At 68.2% G+C, this 16,907-nt stretch carries 15 protein-coding genes; 11 read left to right on the forward strand and 4 right to left on the reverse strand.

The features are described 5' to 3' along the window. Window positions 1-23 precede the first annotated feature (23 nt). Entirely contained in the window at window positions 24-473 is a 450-nt protein-coding gene (locus AC3IMC_RS12430) for a SufE family protein (protein ID WP_490918856.1), read from the forward strand. Between the two features lie 9 nt (window positions 474-482). Further along, complete coding sequence (gene ybaK / locus AC3IMC_RS12435) at window positions 483-998, forward strand: Cys-tRNA(Pro) deacylase (RefSeq protein ID WP_490918857.1); 516 nt, start codon at window positions 483-485, stop codon at window positions 996-998. 5 nt (window positions 999-1,003) lie between these two features. On the opposite strand, the gene AC3IMC_RS12440 is transcribed toward ybaK, so the two are convergent. From AC3IMC_RS12440 to AC3IMC_RS12455, 4 genes are all read right to left on the reverse strand, one after another. After that, window positions 1,004-2,791, reverse strand: a complete 1,788-nt coding sequence (locus tag AC3IMC_RS12440; protein ID WP_490918858.1) for a multicopper oxidase family protein — start codon at window positions 2,789-2,791, stop codon at window positions 1,004-1,006. Window positions 2,792-2,917: 126 nt separating this feature from the next. After that, window positions 2,918-3,751 (reverse strand): SDR family oxidoreductase, encoded by an 834-nt coding sequence (locus tag AC3IMC_RS12445; protein ID WP_490918859.1) that lies wholly within the window; start codon window positions 3,749-3,751, stop codon window positions 2,918-2,920. 1 nt (window position 3,752) lies between these two features. Further along, window positions 3,753-5,378, reverse strand: a complete 1,626-nt coding sequence (locus tag AC3IMC_RS12450; protein ID WP_490918860.1) for a succinic semialdehyde dehydrogenase — start codon at window positions 5,376-5,378, stop codon at window positions 3,753-3,755. Window positions 5,379-5,387: 9 nt separating this feature from the next. Further along, on the reverse strand, window positions 5,388-6,635 hold the full coding sequence (locus AC3IMC_RS12455) for an alpha/beta hydrolase family protein (RefSeq protein ID WP_490918861.1): 1,248 nt from the start codon (window positions 6,633-6,635) through the stop codon (window positions 5,388-5,390). A gap of 175 nt (window positions 6,636-6,810) precedes the next feature. Here AC3IMC_RS12455 and AC3IMC_RS12460 point away from each other — a divergent pair, with 175 nt between their 5' ends. The 9 genes from AC3IMC_RS12460 to AC3IMC_RS12500 all read left to right on the forward strand — a co-directional run bounded on the left by AC3IMC_RS12460 (window position 6,811) and on the right by AC3IMC_RS12500 (window position 16,904). Beyond that, window positions 6,811-7,302: a hypothetical protein gene (locus AC3IMC_RS12460; RefSeq protein ID WP_490918862.1), complete on the forward strand. Its 492-nt coding sequence runs from the start codon at window positions 6,811-6,813 to the stop codon at window positions 7,300-7,302. 14 nt (window positions 7,303-7,316) lie between these two features. After that, window positions 7,317-7,829: a peptide-methionine (R)-S-oxide reductase MsrB gene (msrB, locus tag AC3IMC_RS12465; RefSeq protein WP_490918863.1), complete on the forward strand. Its 513-nt coding sequence runs from the start codon at window positions 7,317-7,319 to the stop codon at window positions 7,827-7,829. A gap of 142 nt (window positions 7,830-7,971) precedes the next feature. Continuing rightward, window positions 7,972-9,339, forward strand: coding sequence for a DUF6421 family protein (locus AC3IMC_RS12470; RefSeq protein ID WP_490918864.1), 1,368 nt, complete (start codon window positions 7,972-7,974; stop codon window positions 9,337-9,339). Next, window positions 9,336-10,073, forward strand: coding sequence for an SDR family oxidoreductase (locus tag AC3IMC_RS12475; RefSeq protein WP_490918865.1), 738 nt, complete (start codon window positions 9,336-9,338; stop codon window positions 10,071-10,073). Before AC3IMC_RS12470 ends, AC3IMC_RS12475 begins: the two co-directional genes overlap by 4 nt. A gap of 43 nt (window positions 10,074-10,116) precedes the next feature. Next, window positions 10,117-11,214 (forward strand): threonine aldolase family protein, encoded by a 1,098-nt coding sequence (locus AC3IMC_RS12480; protein ID WP_490918916.1) that lies wholly within the window; start codon window positions 10,117-10,119, stop codon window positions 11,212-11,214. A 54-nt stretch (window positions 11,215-11,268) separates the two neighbouring features. Continuing rightward, window positions 11,269-11,922: a DUF3000 domain-containing protein gene (locus AC3IMC_RS12485; protein ID WP_490918866.1), complete on the forward strand. Its 654-nt coding sequence runs from the start codon at window positions 11,269-11,271 to the stop codon at window positions 11,920-11,922. 89 nt (window positions 11,923-12,011) lie between these two features. After that, the gene (locus AC3IMC_RS12490) at window positions 12,012-13,346 is read left to right on the forward strand and encodes an HRDC domain-containing protein (protein WP_490918867.1); all 1,335 of its coding nucleotides are present in this window, start codon (window positions 12,012-12,014) and stop codon (window positions 13,344-13,346) included. A 121-nt stretch (window positions 13,347-13,467) separates the two neighbouring features. Beyond that, window positions 13,468-14,745: a thiolase family protein gene (locus AC3IMC_RS12495; protein WP_490918868.1), complete on the forward strand. Its 1,278-nt coding sequence runs from the start codon at window positions 13,468-13,470 to the stop codon at window positions 14,743-14,745. Further along, window positions 14,742-16,904 carry a 3-hydroxyacyl-CoA dehydrogenase NAD-binding domain-containing protein gene (locus AC3IMC_RS12500; RefSeq protein ID WP_490918869.1) on the forward strand — a complete coding sequence of 721 codons (2,163 nt, stop codon included), beginning with the start codon at window positions 14,742-14,744 and terminating at the stop codon, window positions 16,902-16,904. The genes AC3IMC_RS12495 and AC3IMC_RS12500 overlap by 4 nt, the downstream gene beginning before the upstream one ends. Window positions 16,905-16,907 lie beyond the last annotated feature (3 nt).

A 16,907-nucleotide genomic window follows, 5' to 3' on the forward strand; every position in this document is an offset into this window, starting at 1 on the left:
GCTCCCCCGGTAGACTGGAACTGATGACTACTCAAGCTTTGCCTTCCGCCCTGGCGGCGATCGTGGACGATTTCCAGGCCCTGTCCGAACCCGAGAGGCTGCAGCTGCTGCTGGAGTTCTCGGAAGGACTCCCGGAGCTCCCGGACCGGCTTAAGGACCACCCCGAGCTCCTTGAGCAGGTGGTGGAGTGCCAGTCGCCGCTGTTCCTCACCATTGAGACTGAGAACGGCGGCGGGCCTGTCCGCCTGTTCTTCAAGGCTCCGGCCGAAGCCCCCACCACCCGTGGTTTCGCCGGCGTGCTGCACGAGGGCCTGGACGGCCTGTCCGCCAACGAGATCCTTTCCGTGCCTGACGACATGCCGGAGCTGCTGGGCCTCACGCGCGCCATCACGCCGCTGCGCATGCGGGGCATGACCGCGATGCTGGGCAGGATCAAGCGCAAGGTGGCCGCGGCCTCCCCCGCACAGGGCTGACCGCGCCGCGTGGCACGCAAGAACAGTTTCCAGGGAACCCCGGCAACAGCGGTGCTGACCGCCGCCGGGGTTCCCTTTGTGCTGCACCCCTATGCCCATGACCCCGCGGCCGCCAGCTACGGCGAGGAAGCCGCGGACGTCCTGGGCATCGATTCGTCCCGCGTCTTCAAGACCCTGATGGTGGACGTGGAGGGGCGGCTTGCCGTGGGCATCGTTCCGGTCAGCGGAACCCTGGACCTGAAGGCCATGGCGGCAGTCCTGGGCGCGAAGAAAGCCGCGATGGCCGATCCCGCTGCCGCCCAGCGCCGCACGGGCTACGTCCTGGGCGGCATCTCCCCACTGGGCCAGCGCCTCCCCTCCCCCACTGTCCTGGATTCCAGTGCCCTGGCCCTGGACACGCTGCTGGTTTCCGGCGGCAGGCGCGGCCTGGACATTGAGCTGGCACCGGCAGACCTGGTGCGCCTGACCAACGCCGTCACGGCACCTGTCGGTTCCCCGCCGGGACGGACTTCGTCCGAAGCGTGATGCCGCTAGGCGATGACGTACCGCTGCATCATGTCGTTGTCCTCGTGCTCAAGGATGTGGCAGTGCCAGACGTACTCGCCCTTGAAGGATGAGCCGATGGCCAGCGGGGCCCCGCCGGCCGCTGCCGCCCCGAAGGGAACCCGGATCCTGGTCACTTCGCCCGGCATGGCCACGACGGTGTCCTTCCAGCCCTGTTCGTTGGGCGGGGCGCCCTTCTCCCGGCCAAGGAGGAACGGCCCCGCCGGGACGGTCTTTCCTTGGCCTGGCACCAGCAGCCCTGTTGCGGCATCCACGAAACCGGTGGCGTCCAGGTAGGCGTCCACATGGAACTTCTGCCTGCCGACCACCTGGAACTGCGTAAAGTGCAGGTGGATCGGGTGCGCGTCCCCCGTGGTGTTGATGAGCTCCCATTGTTCCAGTGTGTCGCTCCGCACGGTGGTGATGTCCGGGCTGTCGAAGGTCCTGTTGTTCAGCAGCGCCATGACGGGAACGTCGTCCGCATTGGCCACCTCCACCAGGGCCATGGGCCTGGTGGCAACTGTATGCATGTCTGCGAGCGGGGTGATGGGGCGGGCCCGCAGCCGGTCGGGCAGAGGTACGTCGTAGCCGGAGCGGGACTGCACCGTGAACTGCATGATCCGTGGAAGCGGGATGGCGCCACGCTGGACGGACTCCGGCCCGTCCGGGAAGGGAACCCGTGCGCTGTTGGTGAGGACCACCGTGGTTCCGGCCTTGTAACCGGCGAAATCCACTATCAGGTCTGCCCGCTCGCCGGGGCCTATGACCAGCCGGTTGAGCCTGACCGGGGCGTTGAGCAGGCCGCCGTCGGTACCTATCTGCCGGAACGGCATCGCTGAACCACCGGCCTCGAACCTGAGATCGTAGAACCGTGCATTGGAACCGTTGAACACCCGGAAGCGGTACATCCCCCGGGCCACGTCCAGGTTGGGCCAGCACTTCCCGTTGACGGTCGCCACGTCGCCGAAGAACTCGGGGGCCCACGGGCGGGGCGTGCCGTCCGCTCCGGTGAGGTCAGGGTTTGGCGGGTAGGCAAACGAACCGTCGGGGTTGAACATGCGGTCCTGGATGATGAGCGGGACCTCGTAGGGCGGCGGGGGCAGGTGCGTTCCGTCACCGGTATCGATGCCTGTGCCGCCCGGTCCGGGTGTGTCGCGGAGCAGGTATCCGCCGGCCAGCCCAGCGTAGACATTCAGGCGGGTCAGGCCGAGCGCATGGTCGTGGTACCACAGCCCGGCGGCGTCCTGGTCGTTGCCGTAGCGGTAGGTGTAGGAATCGCCGGGCAGCAGCACCTGTGTTGGGCCGCCGTCGGACTCGGGCCTGGTGTTCCCGCCGTGAAGGTGGACCGCCGCCCTGGGGTAGCGGGCGTCATTGCTGCCGGCCGGCACCAGTCCGGGGTCGACGGCGAAGGCCAGGGGGTGCCAGCCGATTCCGTTGTGGACGGTGAGGCTGATGCCCTTTCCCTTCCGGGCGATGATCACGGGGCCCAGGTATGTACGCGCCGTTCTGGCGTCCTGGTAGGCAAGGGTGTCGGTCAGCCCCATGCCCTCCTGGAAGCGGTGCCGCGCGTTGCGCATCCACAAGGACGTGCTGCCGCCGGCCGTCAGGTCGACGACCCCCAGCCCGGCCAGGTCCGGAAGCTGCTCGGTGAAGGCCGCGGCGGAACCAGGCGGGGCAGCGAGCGCCCTGTTGGTGCCGGTTCCGTACCCCTGGGTCAGGATGCCCGCGCCGGCTGCCGCGCCGGCCTGCAGGAGTTGTCGCCTCGTGATGCGCATTGGTGGGCCCCATTTCACTTGCCTTGCCAGTTGTGCCCCCTGCCAGAGCAACGCTAGGCATCGAGGGCTGAAGGCGGTAGGGCCAAGAGTCACCTTCCGGGAAAGGACCTGTTTCAGGGGGCTGGTTCAGGTGTCAGTCTTTGCGGCACGGTCTCCGGCGCGGCCGGTGAAGTGGTCCATGGTGCGGTTCACGCCGAACACGTCCATCAGCCGGTCAAAGGCCCCCACCGGGAGCACCCGGAGGGCCGGCAGCAGGTTCACCATCGGTGGCAGGACCAGCTGCCGCCTGCCGGACTCGATGGCATCGAGCACTTTGGTTGCCACATCTTCTTCACGCAGGATGGGAAGGAGCAGGGGCCACCGGGTCCGGACGCCCTCGAACATGCCGGTGTCGATGTAGTAGGGGCACACCACCAGGGTGTTGACCTCGTGCCGGTTGGCCCGCAGCTCGGCGCGGAGCGACTCATTGAAACCGAAAGCGGCAAACTTGCTGGCGGAGTAGTCGGTCTGCCGTGCCACGCCCACCAGGCCCGCCGCGCTGGCAATGGTGACCACGGTTCCCCGCCCGCGGCCGGCCATCCCGGCCAGGAAGGCGCGGGTGACCCAGTACAAGGCCAGGACGTTGACCTTCAGGGTCCGTTCTATGGCCTCATCGTCCGCATCCAGGAGGTGGTCGCCGCTGACGACACCGGCGTTGTTGACGAGGACGTCGACATGGCCGGTACTGGCTGCCGCGGCACTGACGGCGTCCCTGTCGGTGACGTCCACAGCCAAAGCTTCCGCCTCACCGCCGGCCGCCAGGATTTCGTCCCGGACGGCTGCACCGCGAACGGCATCCATGTCCCAGATGACTACCCGGCTTCCCCGCTGCGCTGCCCCGAGGGCGAGGCGGCGGCCCAGGCCGCTGCCTCCTCCTGTCACCAGGAGGGTTGCGCCGGACAGCCCTGTTCCTTTGGCCATGTCAGTCCTCTCCGTTCCCGGATGGAGCAGACTTCCCTGGCCTTGCCGGTAGTCCGCTCATCAGCGTGACGGCCCGCCTCATGATGTTCGCGTACGTCTTGTTCGTCATGCCCGGTGCCGGTGCCACCCGGAGCAGCCGCTGCAGGGCGATGGTCTGCGGCTCGGTGTACTTGAGGATGCCGTCCCGCCCGTGCCTGCGCCCGACGCCGGAGTCCTTCATCCCGCCGATCGGTGCGTCATGCGAAGCCCAGGTGGCCGCATATCCCTCGTTGACGTTGATGGTGCCGGCCTGCAGCCTGCGGCCCACGGATTCCCCGTGGCGGGCGGACCAGACGCTCGCGTTCAGCCCAAAATCGGAGTCGTTGGCCATGGCCACGGCGGCGTCGTCGTCCGCTGCGGGGTAGACGGCAACCACCGGACCGAAGGTTTCCTCGCGTGCGAGCAGCATGTTGTCCGTGACCCCCGTCAGGACGGTGGGCTCGTAGAACAGCGGCCCCAGGTCCGGCCTCCTGCGGCCCCCGGTGACGAGCCGGGCGCCTTTGGCCAGAGCGTCCCGGACGTGGCGGTCCACCCGTTCGACGTGTTCGGCGCTGATGAGGGACCCCATGCCGATGTCCCAGTCCGCGCCCGGACCCAGGCGGATCGCCTCCACCTCTGCGGTAAAGGCTGCCAGGAAACGCTCGAAGACAGCGGCGTGGACGTAGATCCGTTCGATGCTGACGCAGAGCTGGCCCGAGTTGGAGAAGCAGGCGTGCACTGCCCCGCTGGCGGCCTTGCCGAGGTCCGCGTCCGCGAGGACCAGCATCGGGTTCTTGCCGCCGAGTTCAGCGGAGAACCCGATGAGCCGGGCGCCGCACTGCTGCGCCACTTCCCTGCCCGTTTTGGAGGATCCCGTGAACATGACGAAGTCCGCGCGTTCGATGATGGCCGGGCCGATGACTGGGCCGGGCCCGGTGACAATCTGGAACAGGTCCTTGGGAAGCCCGGCCTGCCGGAGCAGCTGCAGCATCAGCAGGGCCGTGAACGGCGTCTGCGAATCAGGCTTCAGAACGATTCCGTTACCCGCCAGGAGGGCGGGGAGCGCATCCGACACGGCGAGGGTCAGGGGGTAGTTCCAGGGGCTGATCACGCCCACGACGCCCTTGGGAAGCCGGTACTCCACGGTCCGGGTCAGGACCGGCGCCGCGCCCTTACGGCGGGCCGGACGGAGGAACCGTCCGGCGTTGCGCGCATAGTAGTTAGCGGTCAGGACGACGTCGGCCAGTTCCTCGAAGGCGCTCAGCCGCGATTTGCCGCTCTCGCCCTGGACCAGGTCCAGGATGTCCTTTTCGCGGACCAGCAGCAGGCTTCGGAACCGCTGCACCACCGCGCGGCGGTCTGCGACGGACTCTGCGGCCCAGCGGCGCTGCGCCTGCCGTGCCCGGGCGACGGCGGAATCGACGTCCTGGGTTGTGCACTCAGGAACTTCGCCCACCAAAGTTCCGTCCAACGGTGAAAAGGAAGCCTGCCGCGGCCTGTCGGGCGGGGCTGCCACCAAATCCGCGAGGCCTTCCACCACCCGGGCGAGCCCGTCATGCAGCCCTTGGCCGCTGCCGGCCGCGTGCGTTGTTCCGCTGTGCGCTCCCATGCCTGAAGCCTAGTACGGAAGCCGTGCGCCGCCGTCGACCGTTCCGGGCTGGCCCTCGAGCGCGCTCCCGGGGTTGGAGCGGGGCGCAAGCTGCTGCCGCAGCCAGGCCTTGACCAACCGCTCCCACCGTTCCGGGTCAACGTTCCATTCCTTGGTGTGCCGGGCGTGGTGGAACGTCTCGAACGTCACCATTTCGGGATTGCGTTCGGCCAGCCGGGCGGAAGGACCGTACGGTACGTATTCGTCGTCCACGCTGTGGATGATCAGCGTCGGCGTCCGCAGCTCGACGGCCCGCGAGACCCAGTCCATCTCCTTCAGGTCCACGGGGGCGGACAGGCCCGTGAGGCGGCGGCCGATCGGATGACCCAGCATCAGTTGGCCGTACCGGCCCACCAGCGACGGGATCCGGTTCAGCTGGGCGTGGTGGGCCAGCACCGTGACCCAGTCGATGACGGGCGCGTCCAGCACCATGGCCCGGATCAGGTGGCGGTAACGGGACAGGTCCGCGGTCTGCAGGCAGATGGCCCCTCCCATGGACCAGCCAAACAGGACAACTTCTTCCGCGCCGTTGGCCAGTGCGTACTCGATGGCAGCTTCGACATCCCGCCACTCGGTCGACCCCAGCCCGTAGCGCCCGTCGTCCGCGGAGGGGGCCAGCCCGTCGTTTCGGTAGGACACGAGGAGGCTTGTCAGCCCCAGTTCCAGCGCCGGTCCGGCGGCGCGCAGCGCTTCCTGCCGGGTTGCCCCCCGCCCGTGGACCATGACCGCCCACGTGCGCGCCTTACCCCCCGCCCGGACCAGCCATGCAGGCGCCTCGCCCCGCTCCACCGGGATCGCCACGTCTTCAGCCGGAATTCCGACGGCGGCCGGGTCGGGATAGACCGCACCGCTCCACCATCCCCACCTCGCGCTGGAGAGGTCTCCACTGTAGACGGCCTCCACCTCGCGCAGGACGGTTCGTTCCGCAGGCGAGTAGGAGACGATGCGGCCAATCCGCGCATGGCCCTCTCCGGCGTCGAAAAAGAAACCGTAAACACCGTCCACGGTGGTGTCGTCATCGGCTGCAAGGATCACCTGCTGCTGATGACCGTCGCGGATGACGGCGAGCACTTCCTTGTCCGCGGTCCGTTGCCGGGCTGGGGTGATGACGCGGCGCGCAAAGTACACGGCGAGCGCTGAGGATCCCGCCCCCAGCAGGCCAGCCACCGAGCCGCCGGTGATGGCCCCGGCGACAGCCCACTTTGCACGGTACGACATCACTCCCGGCTCCTGGGGTCCTGGTCGGGTCGCAGTGCGGGTTCGGGGAAAAAGTGCCATGCGACTATTCTTACTGCCCGGTAGCCAGATGCCTGCATCCAGCGGGCAGATCAGCCGGCCGGCCGCGGCGGGTTCCTTGAGTGCGGCGGCCCATCTGCAGGGCTAGGCTAAGGCCATGAGTGATCCCATCGTCATCCTGACCGAAGAACCCCTGGGAGCGGACGACCGCCTGAACATCGAACGCCTGGTGAACGGGACGGACACGCAGCTGCTGGTCCTGGTGCCCGCGAACACCGAGCGGCACCTGCTGGTGGATTTCCTGGAGAACCTGTCCATGCTGGACATCGCCAAGGCCTTCCGGGAACTGTCGGCCCGCCATCCGGACCCTGCTGCCGAGCGCGTGCACGCGGATGAGACCCTGGCGGTCTCGCTGGCGGCACTGGAGGGCCTTGGCGCGGGCGTCACGGGACAGGTGGTAGAGGGCGGTGCCGTGGACGGCCTCGTTGCCAAGGTCCGGGAAACGGGAGCCACGCAGGCTGTGGTGATCACCAGGCCGCATGCGGTCTCGGACACTTTCCACACCGACTGGGCCAACAAGGCCCAGGACCAGCTTGGCGTTCCCGTGCTGCACCTGTACGCAGGCTCGGGATTTATCGGCGACTCCTGAGCGTTGGGAATGCTATGAGCATTTTTGGAAACAGCATCTTCGGCAACAAGGCAACAGGCGTGGTCGCCGGCGAGCAGCAAAGCAGCGCCCACCAGGGCACCGTCGAAAAAAGCGACGCGCAGTGGCGCGAGGAGCTGACCCCGGAGGAGTACCACGTGCTCCGGCAGGCCGGCACCGAGCGGCCGTACACCGGCGAATACTGGGACACCCACACCGCCGGGGTCTACCAGTGCCGGGCGTGCGGGGCGGAGCTGTTCACCAGCAACGAGAAGTTCGATTCCCATTGCGGCTGGCCTTCCTTCTGGGCACCCTTGGCCGAAGGAAAAGTCCGGTACATCCACGACAGGACCCTGGGCATGGACCGCATCGAGGTGCGCTGCGCATCCTGCGACTCGCATTTGGGCCATGTCTTCGAGGGCGAGGGTTATGGCACTCCCACCGACCAGCGCTACTGCATCAATTCGGTGTCCCTGCGCCTCGTGAGCAGCGAAAAGGCTGAGCCCGGGAAAGCAGAACCGCAGCCCTGATGCGCCAGCCGCGGGTTGATCTCGACAGCCCGCGCACGCCGTTAGCCTAAGAGTCTCTTAGGCTAACGGCCTTTTGGGATAAGTCCTGATTGTTGCTTGTTACGCTCGCCAGAGAAGCAAGCAACCAGAAAGGCAGCCAACGATGACAGAGACCCTGACCACCGCCGTGACGGGAATTTCAGCGGAAAATCCGGACTGGCTGCGCCTCAAAGGCGCCGCCACCGCGCTCCAGGCCGTGCAGGCCCAGGATGGCTCCATCCCGGCCGCCTCGGCACATGCGGAGGCTTCCGGGCACGTTGACAGCATCATCGGGTCCGTCCGTTCCCTCGCACCGTCCTTTCCCCACGACGCCGCCTACCTGGACGCCCTGTGCCAGGACTTCTCCGCCTGGGCTGCCGGCGGGTTCGGGGTCCCCGACTTCCTGTCCTCGCTCATCGCCTTCCAACCCCAGGAAGAGCGCCGCGACGGCCTCCAGCACCTGGTGGTCTTCCCGATGTACACCCAGAACGGCAGCAGCAACCGGCTGGTGGAGGCCGTGCTGGTCGAGGTCATCTGGCCGGACTTCATCGCCGGCCTGGAGGCCGCCGAGTACTCCAACAAACTGTTCGTCCCGATCCGTTTCGTTGACTTCACGCCCGGCTATGACACCAACTCCGCCGTCCTCTTCCCCGAAACGGTGGCGGTCAGCAGGACACCCACCTTCACCTGGGGCGCCATCTTCGCCGACCGGGAAGCCGCCCGGTTCCGCCGCGTCCTGAAGGCCGCCGCGGAGATCACCTCCCTGGAACTCCCGGAGGGTGCCGCGGAACTGCTGGCAGACCAGGACCTCACCGAGGCCACCTTCGTGATGTGGGACCTGATCCATGACCGGACGCACATGCGCGGCGACCTCCCGTTCGATCCCTTCATGATCAAGCAGCGGATGCCGTACTTCCTCTACTCGCTGGAGGAGCTGCGCTGCGACCTCACCGCGTTTCGCGAGTCGGTCCGCATCGAAAAGGACGAGGACGCCGATCCGGAAGCACGCCGGCACGCCAAGCTGGTGCAGTACGCCATCATCTTCGACCGCATCTTCCGCTTCGCCATCACCGGCAGCCGCGTCCGCAACTACGACGGCCTGGGCGGCCAGCTCCTCTTCGCCTGGCTGCACCAGCAGCATGTCCTGCACTGGACCGACACCCGGCTCACCATCGATTGGGACGAAGTGCCGGACGCCGTGATCGCCCTGGGCGCCAGCATCGACGAACTGTACTGGCGCTCCATCGACCGGCCGAAAACAGCACACTGGCTGGCGGCCTACCGGCTGGTGTCGGCCACCGTCACCCCCAACCCGGCATCGGTCTGGGCCAAGGGGCCGGACGCACTGCCCCTGGCGGGCACGCCACGCGGGCTCACGGACCAAGTGCTTGACGACGAGTTCCCCCTGTCCATGTTCTACGAAGCCCTGGAGAAGAAGATGCGCCCCGTGATCGAATCAACAGCCGGCATCACCGGCAGCTCAGCACTGTGAGCCAGTCCCCCGTCGTGGAGGGGCCCACCCTCAACGTCCTGGTCACCGGTGGCAGCGGCGCTTCCGGAGTCGCGGTTGCCCGGGCGCTGGCTGCCGCCGGGCACCGCGTGGCCACGGTGGGCTCGGACCAGGCCAGGATCAAGGAGGCTGCGGAAAAGGCGGGCGACGGCGTCACGCCCTTCGCATGCGATCTGGCAGTCCTGGACGACGTCCGGGAGCTTCGCGACGACGTCATCCGCACCTTCGGTGCGGTGGACGCCGTCGTCCACCTGGTGGGTGGCTGGCGCGGCGGCCAGGGGATCGCGGACCAGTCCGACGAGGACTGGGACTTCCTGGCGCGCGGCGCGATCACCACCCTGCGCAACGTCAGCCGGGTCTTCTTCGACGACGTCGCAGCCTCACCGCACGGCCGGTTCGCCATGGTCTCCTCAACCGCCGTTGAAAACCCGACGGCGTCGACGGCAAACTACGTCGCCGCCAAGGCCGCCGCGGAAGCATGGACCATGGCCTTGGCGGACGGCTTCCGCCGGACATCGGAAGCAGGCAGCGGCGGGCAGGCAGCGGCCGTCGTCCTGGTGGTCAAGGCACTGGTGGATGACGGACTCCGCCGTGCACACCCGGAGCGGAAGTTCGCGGGGGCGACCGACGTGGCTGACCTGGCCGCCGCCGTCGTCCGGCTTTTCACCGTCCCCGCGGCGGAACTGAACGGAACCCGGCTCCGGCTGGCGGACTGACCGCCGCAGGGACTGTACCTAGACTGAAAGCGTGAGCAACCCTATGACGACCCCAGCAGACACCGTCGCGGCACTTCGCCTGCACGATCCGAACGTGCGCGGTTTTGCCTCCGACAACTACTCCGGCGTCCACCCCGAAGTCCTCGCGGCCCTGGCCGCGGCCAACGACGGACACCAGGTCTCCTACGGCGAGGACGATTACACGGCCCGCCTGCAGGAGCTGATGGCTGAACACTTCGGCCCGGGCATCGAGTGCTTCCCTGTCTTCAACGGCACCGGGGCCAACGTCCTGTCCCTCCAGTCCCTCCTCCCCCGCTGGGGTGCCGTGGTGTGCGCCTCCACCGCGCACATCAACATGGATGAGAACGGGGCACCGGAACGCGTCGGCGGGCTGAAGCTGCTGCATGTCCCCACCCCGGACGGCAAGCTGACTCCGGAGTTGATCGACCGGGAAGCCTGGGGCTGGGGCGATGAACACCGCGCCCAGCCCCTGGCAGTCTCCATCACCCAGACCACGGAACTGGGAACCTGCTACACGCCGGAGGAAGTGCGGGCCATCGCGGACCACGCGCACGCCAAGGGCATGAAGCTGCACATGGACGGGGCCCGGCTTGCCAACGCGGCGGCGCACCTCGAAGTGCCGCTGCGGGCCTTCACCCGGGACGCCGGAGTAGACATCCTGTCCTTCGGGGGCACCAAGAACGGGCTGCTGTTCGGCGAAGTGGTGGTTGCCCTGAACCCGGACGCCGCCCACGGCCTGGTGTACCTGCGCAAGATGGACATGCAGCTGGCCTCCAAGATGCGCTTCCTGTCAGCGCAGTTCATCGCCCTGCTGGAGGGGGACCTGTGGCTTCGCTCGGCGCGGCACGCCAACGCCATGGCGACCCGGCTGCGCGCCGCCGTCGACTCCATCGACGGCGTCCGCCCGACCCAGAAGACCGAATCAAATGGCGTGTTCGCCGTGCTTCCCGCCGGCGTTGCGGACAGGCTGCGCACCGCATTCCGCTTCTACGACTGGGACGAGGCGGCCGGGGAAGTCCGCTGGATGTGTTCGTTTGACACCACTGAGGAGGACGTCGATGCCTTCGCTGCCGCGATCCGCCGTGAACTTCGGGACTACGCAGGCGGCCGGGCGGGCTGAACGGCCGCGACGGCGAGCCTTCCGGCCCTGCACCACCCGGTTGCGTAATCTGCCATGGTGAACGCACTTGACCAGGTTCCTCCGGATTTTCTCCACGCCTTGGGAGCCCTCAGGAAAGCCCGGTGCCGCAAGGAACTGCACCTCGCGGAGATTCCCGCGCCCGCGCGCCTTGCCCCCTTCGCCGTCGCGCTTGGCGCCGAGGTCCTTGCGCCCGGTGCCGGCAGCCCCGCCACCCCTGTGCACGGGCCCGCGGCCATGGCCCTGGCGTCCGCCGCGGGAGCGCCGGACGAGGATGATACGGAGCTTGCCACAGGCCGGTTCATCCTGCTCCACGATCCGGACGGCTCGGAGGTATGGGACGGGGAGTTCCGCATCGTCACCTACATCCGGGCCGAACTGGAGCCGGAAATGGGCAATGACCAAATGCTCGGAACGGTCGCCTGGACGTGGCTGGTGGAGGCGCTGGAAAACCACAAGGCCCCCTACCGCGCCGCAGGCGGGACCGCCACCCGCGTCCTCTCCGAAAGCTTCGGCACCCTCGCCGGGCGGCCAGGGTCGATCGACATCGAACTCCGGGCCTCCTGGACTCCGGCGTCGGCGGACGTCACCGCCCACCTCGAAGCCTGGTCCGACATGGTCTGCACTTTCGCCGGCCTGCCACCCCTTCCTGACGGTGTCACCGCCCTTCCGCACCGGCGCCGCAGCTAGGAGATCCAGCCGCGACACGGCAGGTTGCGGCAGCATGGCCTGCCACGACAGGGGCGATGGCGGGGCCAGGCCGGTAAACTGGGGACACCATGACCCCAAACATTCCGGATAACACCACAGCCGGCGTCCCGGCTGCTGCTGCCGCACCCCACATCACGGTGGAAGGCTTTGACAGCCCCATCCCCGAAATTATCGATCTCGATTCCCCCCGGGACGGCGTTCCCCTCGTCATCGAGACACAAACCGGGCTGGAGCGGTGCGCCGCTGCCATCGCCGCCGGCACGGGGCCGGCCGGTGTTGACGCCGAGCGGGCCTCCGGGTTCCGGTACGGGCAACGCGCGTTCCTGGTCCAGATCCGCCGCGAGGGGGCCGGAACCTGGCTGATCGATCCTGAACCATTCGAGAACCTGGACATCATCAACGATGCCCTCCGCGGGGTCGAATGGATCCTCCACGCCGCCACCCAGGACCTGCCCTGCCTCTCCGAGCTCGGCATGTGGCCGGACAAGCTGTTCGACACCGAGCTCGCCGCGCGGCTGGCAGGCCTGCCCCGCGTCGGCCTGGCGGCGGTGATCGAACAGCTGCTGGGCTTCGGCCTCGCCAAGGAGCACTCGGCAGCCGACTGGTCCACCCGCCCGCTGCCGGAGCCCTGGCTGCGGTACGCGGCGCTGGACGTGGAGGTCCTCAGCGAGCTGCGTGAAGAGCTCATCGAACTGCTGCAGGCTGACGGAAAACTGGAGTACGCCGAGCAGGAGTTTGCCGCGATCCTCCAGGCCGGCATCGCTCCGCCGCGCGTGGACCCCTGGCGGAAGACGTCGGGACTGCACCAGATCCGGGACCGGCGTCAGCTCGCCGCCGTCCGCGAACTGTGGCTGGAACGTGATTCCTTGGCGCAGAAGAGGGACGTCGCCCCCGGCCGGCTCATCCCGGACTCCGCCCTGGTGGCAGCCGCCAAGGCCATGCCCGCCACCGTGCCCCAGCTGCTCACCACCAAGGGCTTCCACGGCCGCGCCGCCCAGCGCGAAGCCCCCCGCTGGCTTCGGTGCATCGCCGCGGCGCGAGCCCTCGAGGACCTGCCCCCGCTGCACCTGCCCACCAACGCGCCGCCGCCCCCGCGGGTCTGGGCGGACCGCGATCCCGAAGCAGCGGCCCGGCTGGCCACTGCCCGGCCCCTGCTGCAGGAGAAGGCCGAGGAACTGAAGCTGCCGCTGGAGAACCTGCTGACTCCCGACTACCTTCGGCGGGTCGCCTGGCGTCCCCCGGCAGAGGTCAGTGCCGACTCCGTAGCCGCCGAGCTCCGTACGCTGGGAGCCCGCGAATGGCAAGTGGAGCTCACGGCGCCACTGATCGCGGGCGCTTTCCTGAACCCGCAGCCGCTGCCTCCAAAGGAGCCGAAGCTCGTTCCTGCGGCCGGCGCGCAGTAACGTCCGCACTCCAGCCCTTGCGGGCTAAGTTACTCACGAGTAACATCGGTGGGACCGACGCCCGGCTGCCGCCGCCTTCCGGCATGCACCCGGCGCGCAACGTCTCGATGAGGAGTTATACGTGAGCCAGCACGGAAGCGGCGCATCCCCGCGCACTGTCCGCGACGTCGTCTTTGTGGACGGCATCCGCACACCCTTTGGCCGGGCCGGCGAGAAAGGAATCTACGCCGGCACCCGGGCCGACGACCTGATCGTGAAATGCATCCGCGGCCTCCTGCGGCGGAATCCCAGCCTGCCTCCGGAGCGGATCGACGAGGTGGCCATCGCCGCCACCACCCAGACCGGCGACCAGGGCCTGACCCTGGGCCGCACGGCCGCCTTGCTGGCCGGGCTGCCGCGCACGGTGCCGGGCTTTGCCATCGACCGGATGTGTGCGGGAGCCATGACCGCGGTGACCACGACGGCCGGCGGCATCGGCTTCGGTGCCTACGACGTGGTGGTCGCCGGCGGAGTGGAACACATGGGCCACCACCCCATGGGTTCGGGCGCAGACCCCAACCCGCGCTTCATGTCCGAGCGGCTGGTGGACCCCGCGGCCCTGAACATGGGGAACACGGCGGAGAACCTGCATGACCGGTTCCCGTCCATTACCAAGGAGCGCACGGACGCGTATGCGGTGGCTTCCCAGGACAAGCTGGCGGCGGCCTACCAGGGCGGGCAGATCCAGCCGGACCTGGTTCCCGTGGCCGCCCGCAAGCCGGGCGAGGGCTGGACCGTCCACAGCAAGGATGAGCCGCCGCGGCCCGGCACCACCATGGCTGACCTCGCCGGCCTGCGCACGCCGTTCCGCGCCCACGGCAGGGTCACTGCCGGTAACGCGGCCGGCCTGAACGACGGCGCCACCGCCGCGGTCCTGGCATCCTCCGACGCCGCCGCGGAGCTGGGCCTGCCTGTCAAGATGCGGCTGGTCAGCTACGCCTATGCCGGGGTGGAGCCGGAAGTCATGGGCATTGGCCCCGTGCCGGCCACCGAGAAGGCGCTCCGGAACGCGGGGCTGACCATCGATGACATCGGCCTGTTTGAGATCAACGAGGCGTTCGCGGTGCAGGTCCTGAGCTTCCTGGACCACTACGGCATTTCCGACGACGACCCCCGGGTCAACCGCTACGGCGGCGCCATCGCCGTGGGCCACCCGCTCGCCTCCTCCGGCGTACGGCTGATGATCCAGCTGGCCCGCCAGTTCGAGGAAGACCCGTCGGTGCGGTACGGGATCACCACCATGTGCGTGGGCCTGGGCATGGGCGGCACAGTGATCTGGGAAAACCCGCACCACCCCGACTACAGTGGAACCCCCTCCGGCGAGAGCGCCGCTACCGTTTCCGAAGGAGCCCTGGCATGAGCGCCGCAGACTTCCGCAAGCTGGCTGACCTTTTCCCCAACGAAACCGTCACCCACTCCTATGTGCAGGACATCGCTCTTCCAGGACGGGATGGGAAGCCGGGTCCGGGCACCTTCGCCCTCATTACCCTCGACAACGACCTCGACCACACCAAGCCCACCACGCTTGGTCCCAACACCCTGGTGGAGCTCGGCACCGTGCTCGAGTCCCTCCGGGACCGCGCCGCCCGCGGCGAGATCGTGGGCGTCGGCGTCACCGGCAAACCGCACTACCTGGTGGCCGGGGCGGATCTTTCCGCCGTGAAGTCCCTGGAACAGCGCGAGCACGGACTGTGGATGGCACAGTTGGGCCACGACGTCTACGCCACCTTGGCGAACCTGGGCGTCCCCAGCTTCGCCTTCATCAACGGCGCCGCCCTTGGCGGCGGCCTTGAGATCGCCCTTCAGTCCACCTACCGCACCGTGTCCACCGGCGCAGGCGCCCTGGCCCTGCCCGAAGGCTTCCTGGGCCTGGTGCCCGGCTGGGGCGGCGTTTACATCCTCCCCCGCCTGGTGGGCCCGGAGAATGCCGTCAAGGTGATGATCGAGAACCCGCTCAGCAACAACCGGACCCTTTCCGGCAGCCAGGCGTTCGGCATGGGCATCGCCGATGCCCTCTTCGAACCGGCCGATTTCCTGGAACAGTCGCTGGCCTGGGCTGCCGGCGTCATCTCCGGCGAGGTAGTCCCGGAGCGGCCCAACGCCGTCGACCCCTCCTCTCCGGACACTGAGGCCCGCTGGACTGCGGCAGTTGAAGCCGGCCGGAAGTTTGTCGAGGCCAAGACCTCCAACGCTTCCCCCGCCCCGGCCAAGGTCCTGGAACTCCTCGAGGCCAACCGGACCATGACGGCCGCGGAATCCGCTGCGCTGGAATGCGAGACGCTGGCCGGCCTGATGCAGACGGATGAGTTCCGCTCCACCGTCTATGCCTTCCTGGACCTGGTGCAGAAGCGTGCCAAGCGCCCGGCCGGTGCCCCCGACCGCAAGCTGGCCCGCCCCGTCACGAAGGTGGGCGTCGTCGGTGCCGGGCTGATGGCCGGCCAGCTGGCGCTGGTCTTCGCCCGGCAGCTGAAGGTGCCGGTGGTCCTGACCGACATCGACCAGGCGCGCGTGGACAAGGGCGTGGCGTACGTCCATGCCGAAGTGGACAAGCTGTTGGCCAAGGGTCGCGTCAGCCAGGACGCGGCCAACCGCACCAAGGCCCTGGTGACGGGTTCGGTGTCCAAGGAAGCGTTCGCGGACGCCGACTTCGTGATTGAAGCCGTGTTCGAGGAACTGCACATCAAGAAGCAGGTCTTCGCCGAACTCGAAGGGATCGTGTCGCCGGAGTGCATCCTGGCCACCAACACCTCATCCCTCTCGGTCACGGCGATGGCTGCCGATCTGCAACACCCGGAACGGCTGGTGGGCTTCCACTTCTTCAACCCGGTGGCCGTCATGCCGCTTCTCGAGATCGTCCGTGCCCCGCGGACCGATGACGCCGTGCTGGCCACTGCCTTCGAACTGGCAAGGGCGTTGAAGAAGACCGGCGTGCTGGTCAAGGACGCCGCCGCGTTCGTGGTCAACCGCATCCTGCTCCGGCTGATGGGCGAGGTCACGGCCGTGTTCGACGAAGGCACCCCGGCGGAGGTGGCCGACAATGCACTCCGTCCCATGGGCCTGCCCATGACGCCGTTCACCCTGCTGGCCATGGTGGGACTTCCGGTGGCGCAGCACGTCCAGGAATCGCTGCACGCTGCCTTTGGCGACCGCTTCCCGGTCTCCACCAACCTGAAGAAGCTCATCGACAACAACGTCAAGGCACTGTGGGCGTCCGCCCCTGACGGTTCCCGCGCCATCCCGGCCTCCACCCTTGAGCTGATGTCCTTTGGCTCCACTCCTTCCACGGGAGAGCAGGTGCTGCGCCGCGTCCAGGATGCCCTTGCTGAGGAAATCGGCCTGATGCTGGACGAGGGCGTGGTGGCCGGGCCGGAGGACATCGACCTCTGCATGATCCTGGGCGCGGGCTGGCCGATGTTCCTGGGCGGCATCACGCCGTACCTGGACCGGGTGGGTGCGTCGGAGCGGGTCAACGGCAAGCGTTTCCTGGCGCCCGGCATCGCTTCCCCGGCTGCAGGCTAGGCG

Source organism: Arthrobacter sp. E70 (assembly GCF_058266945.1).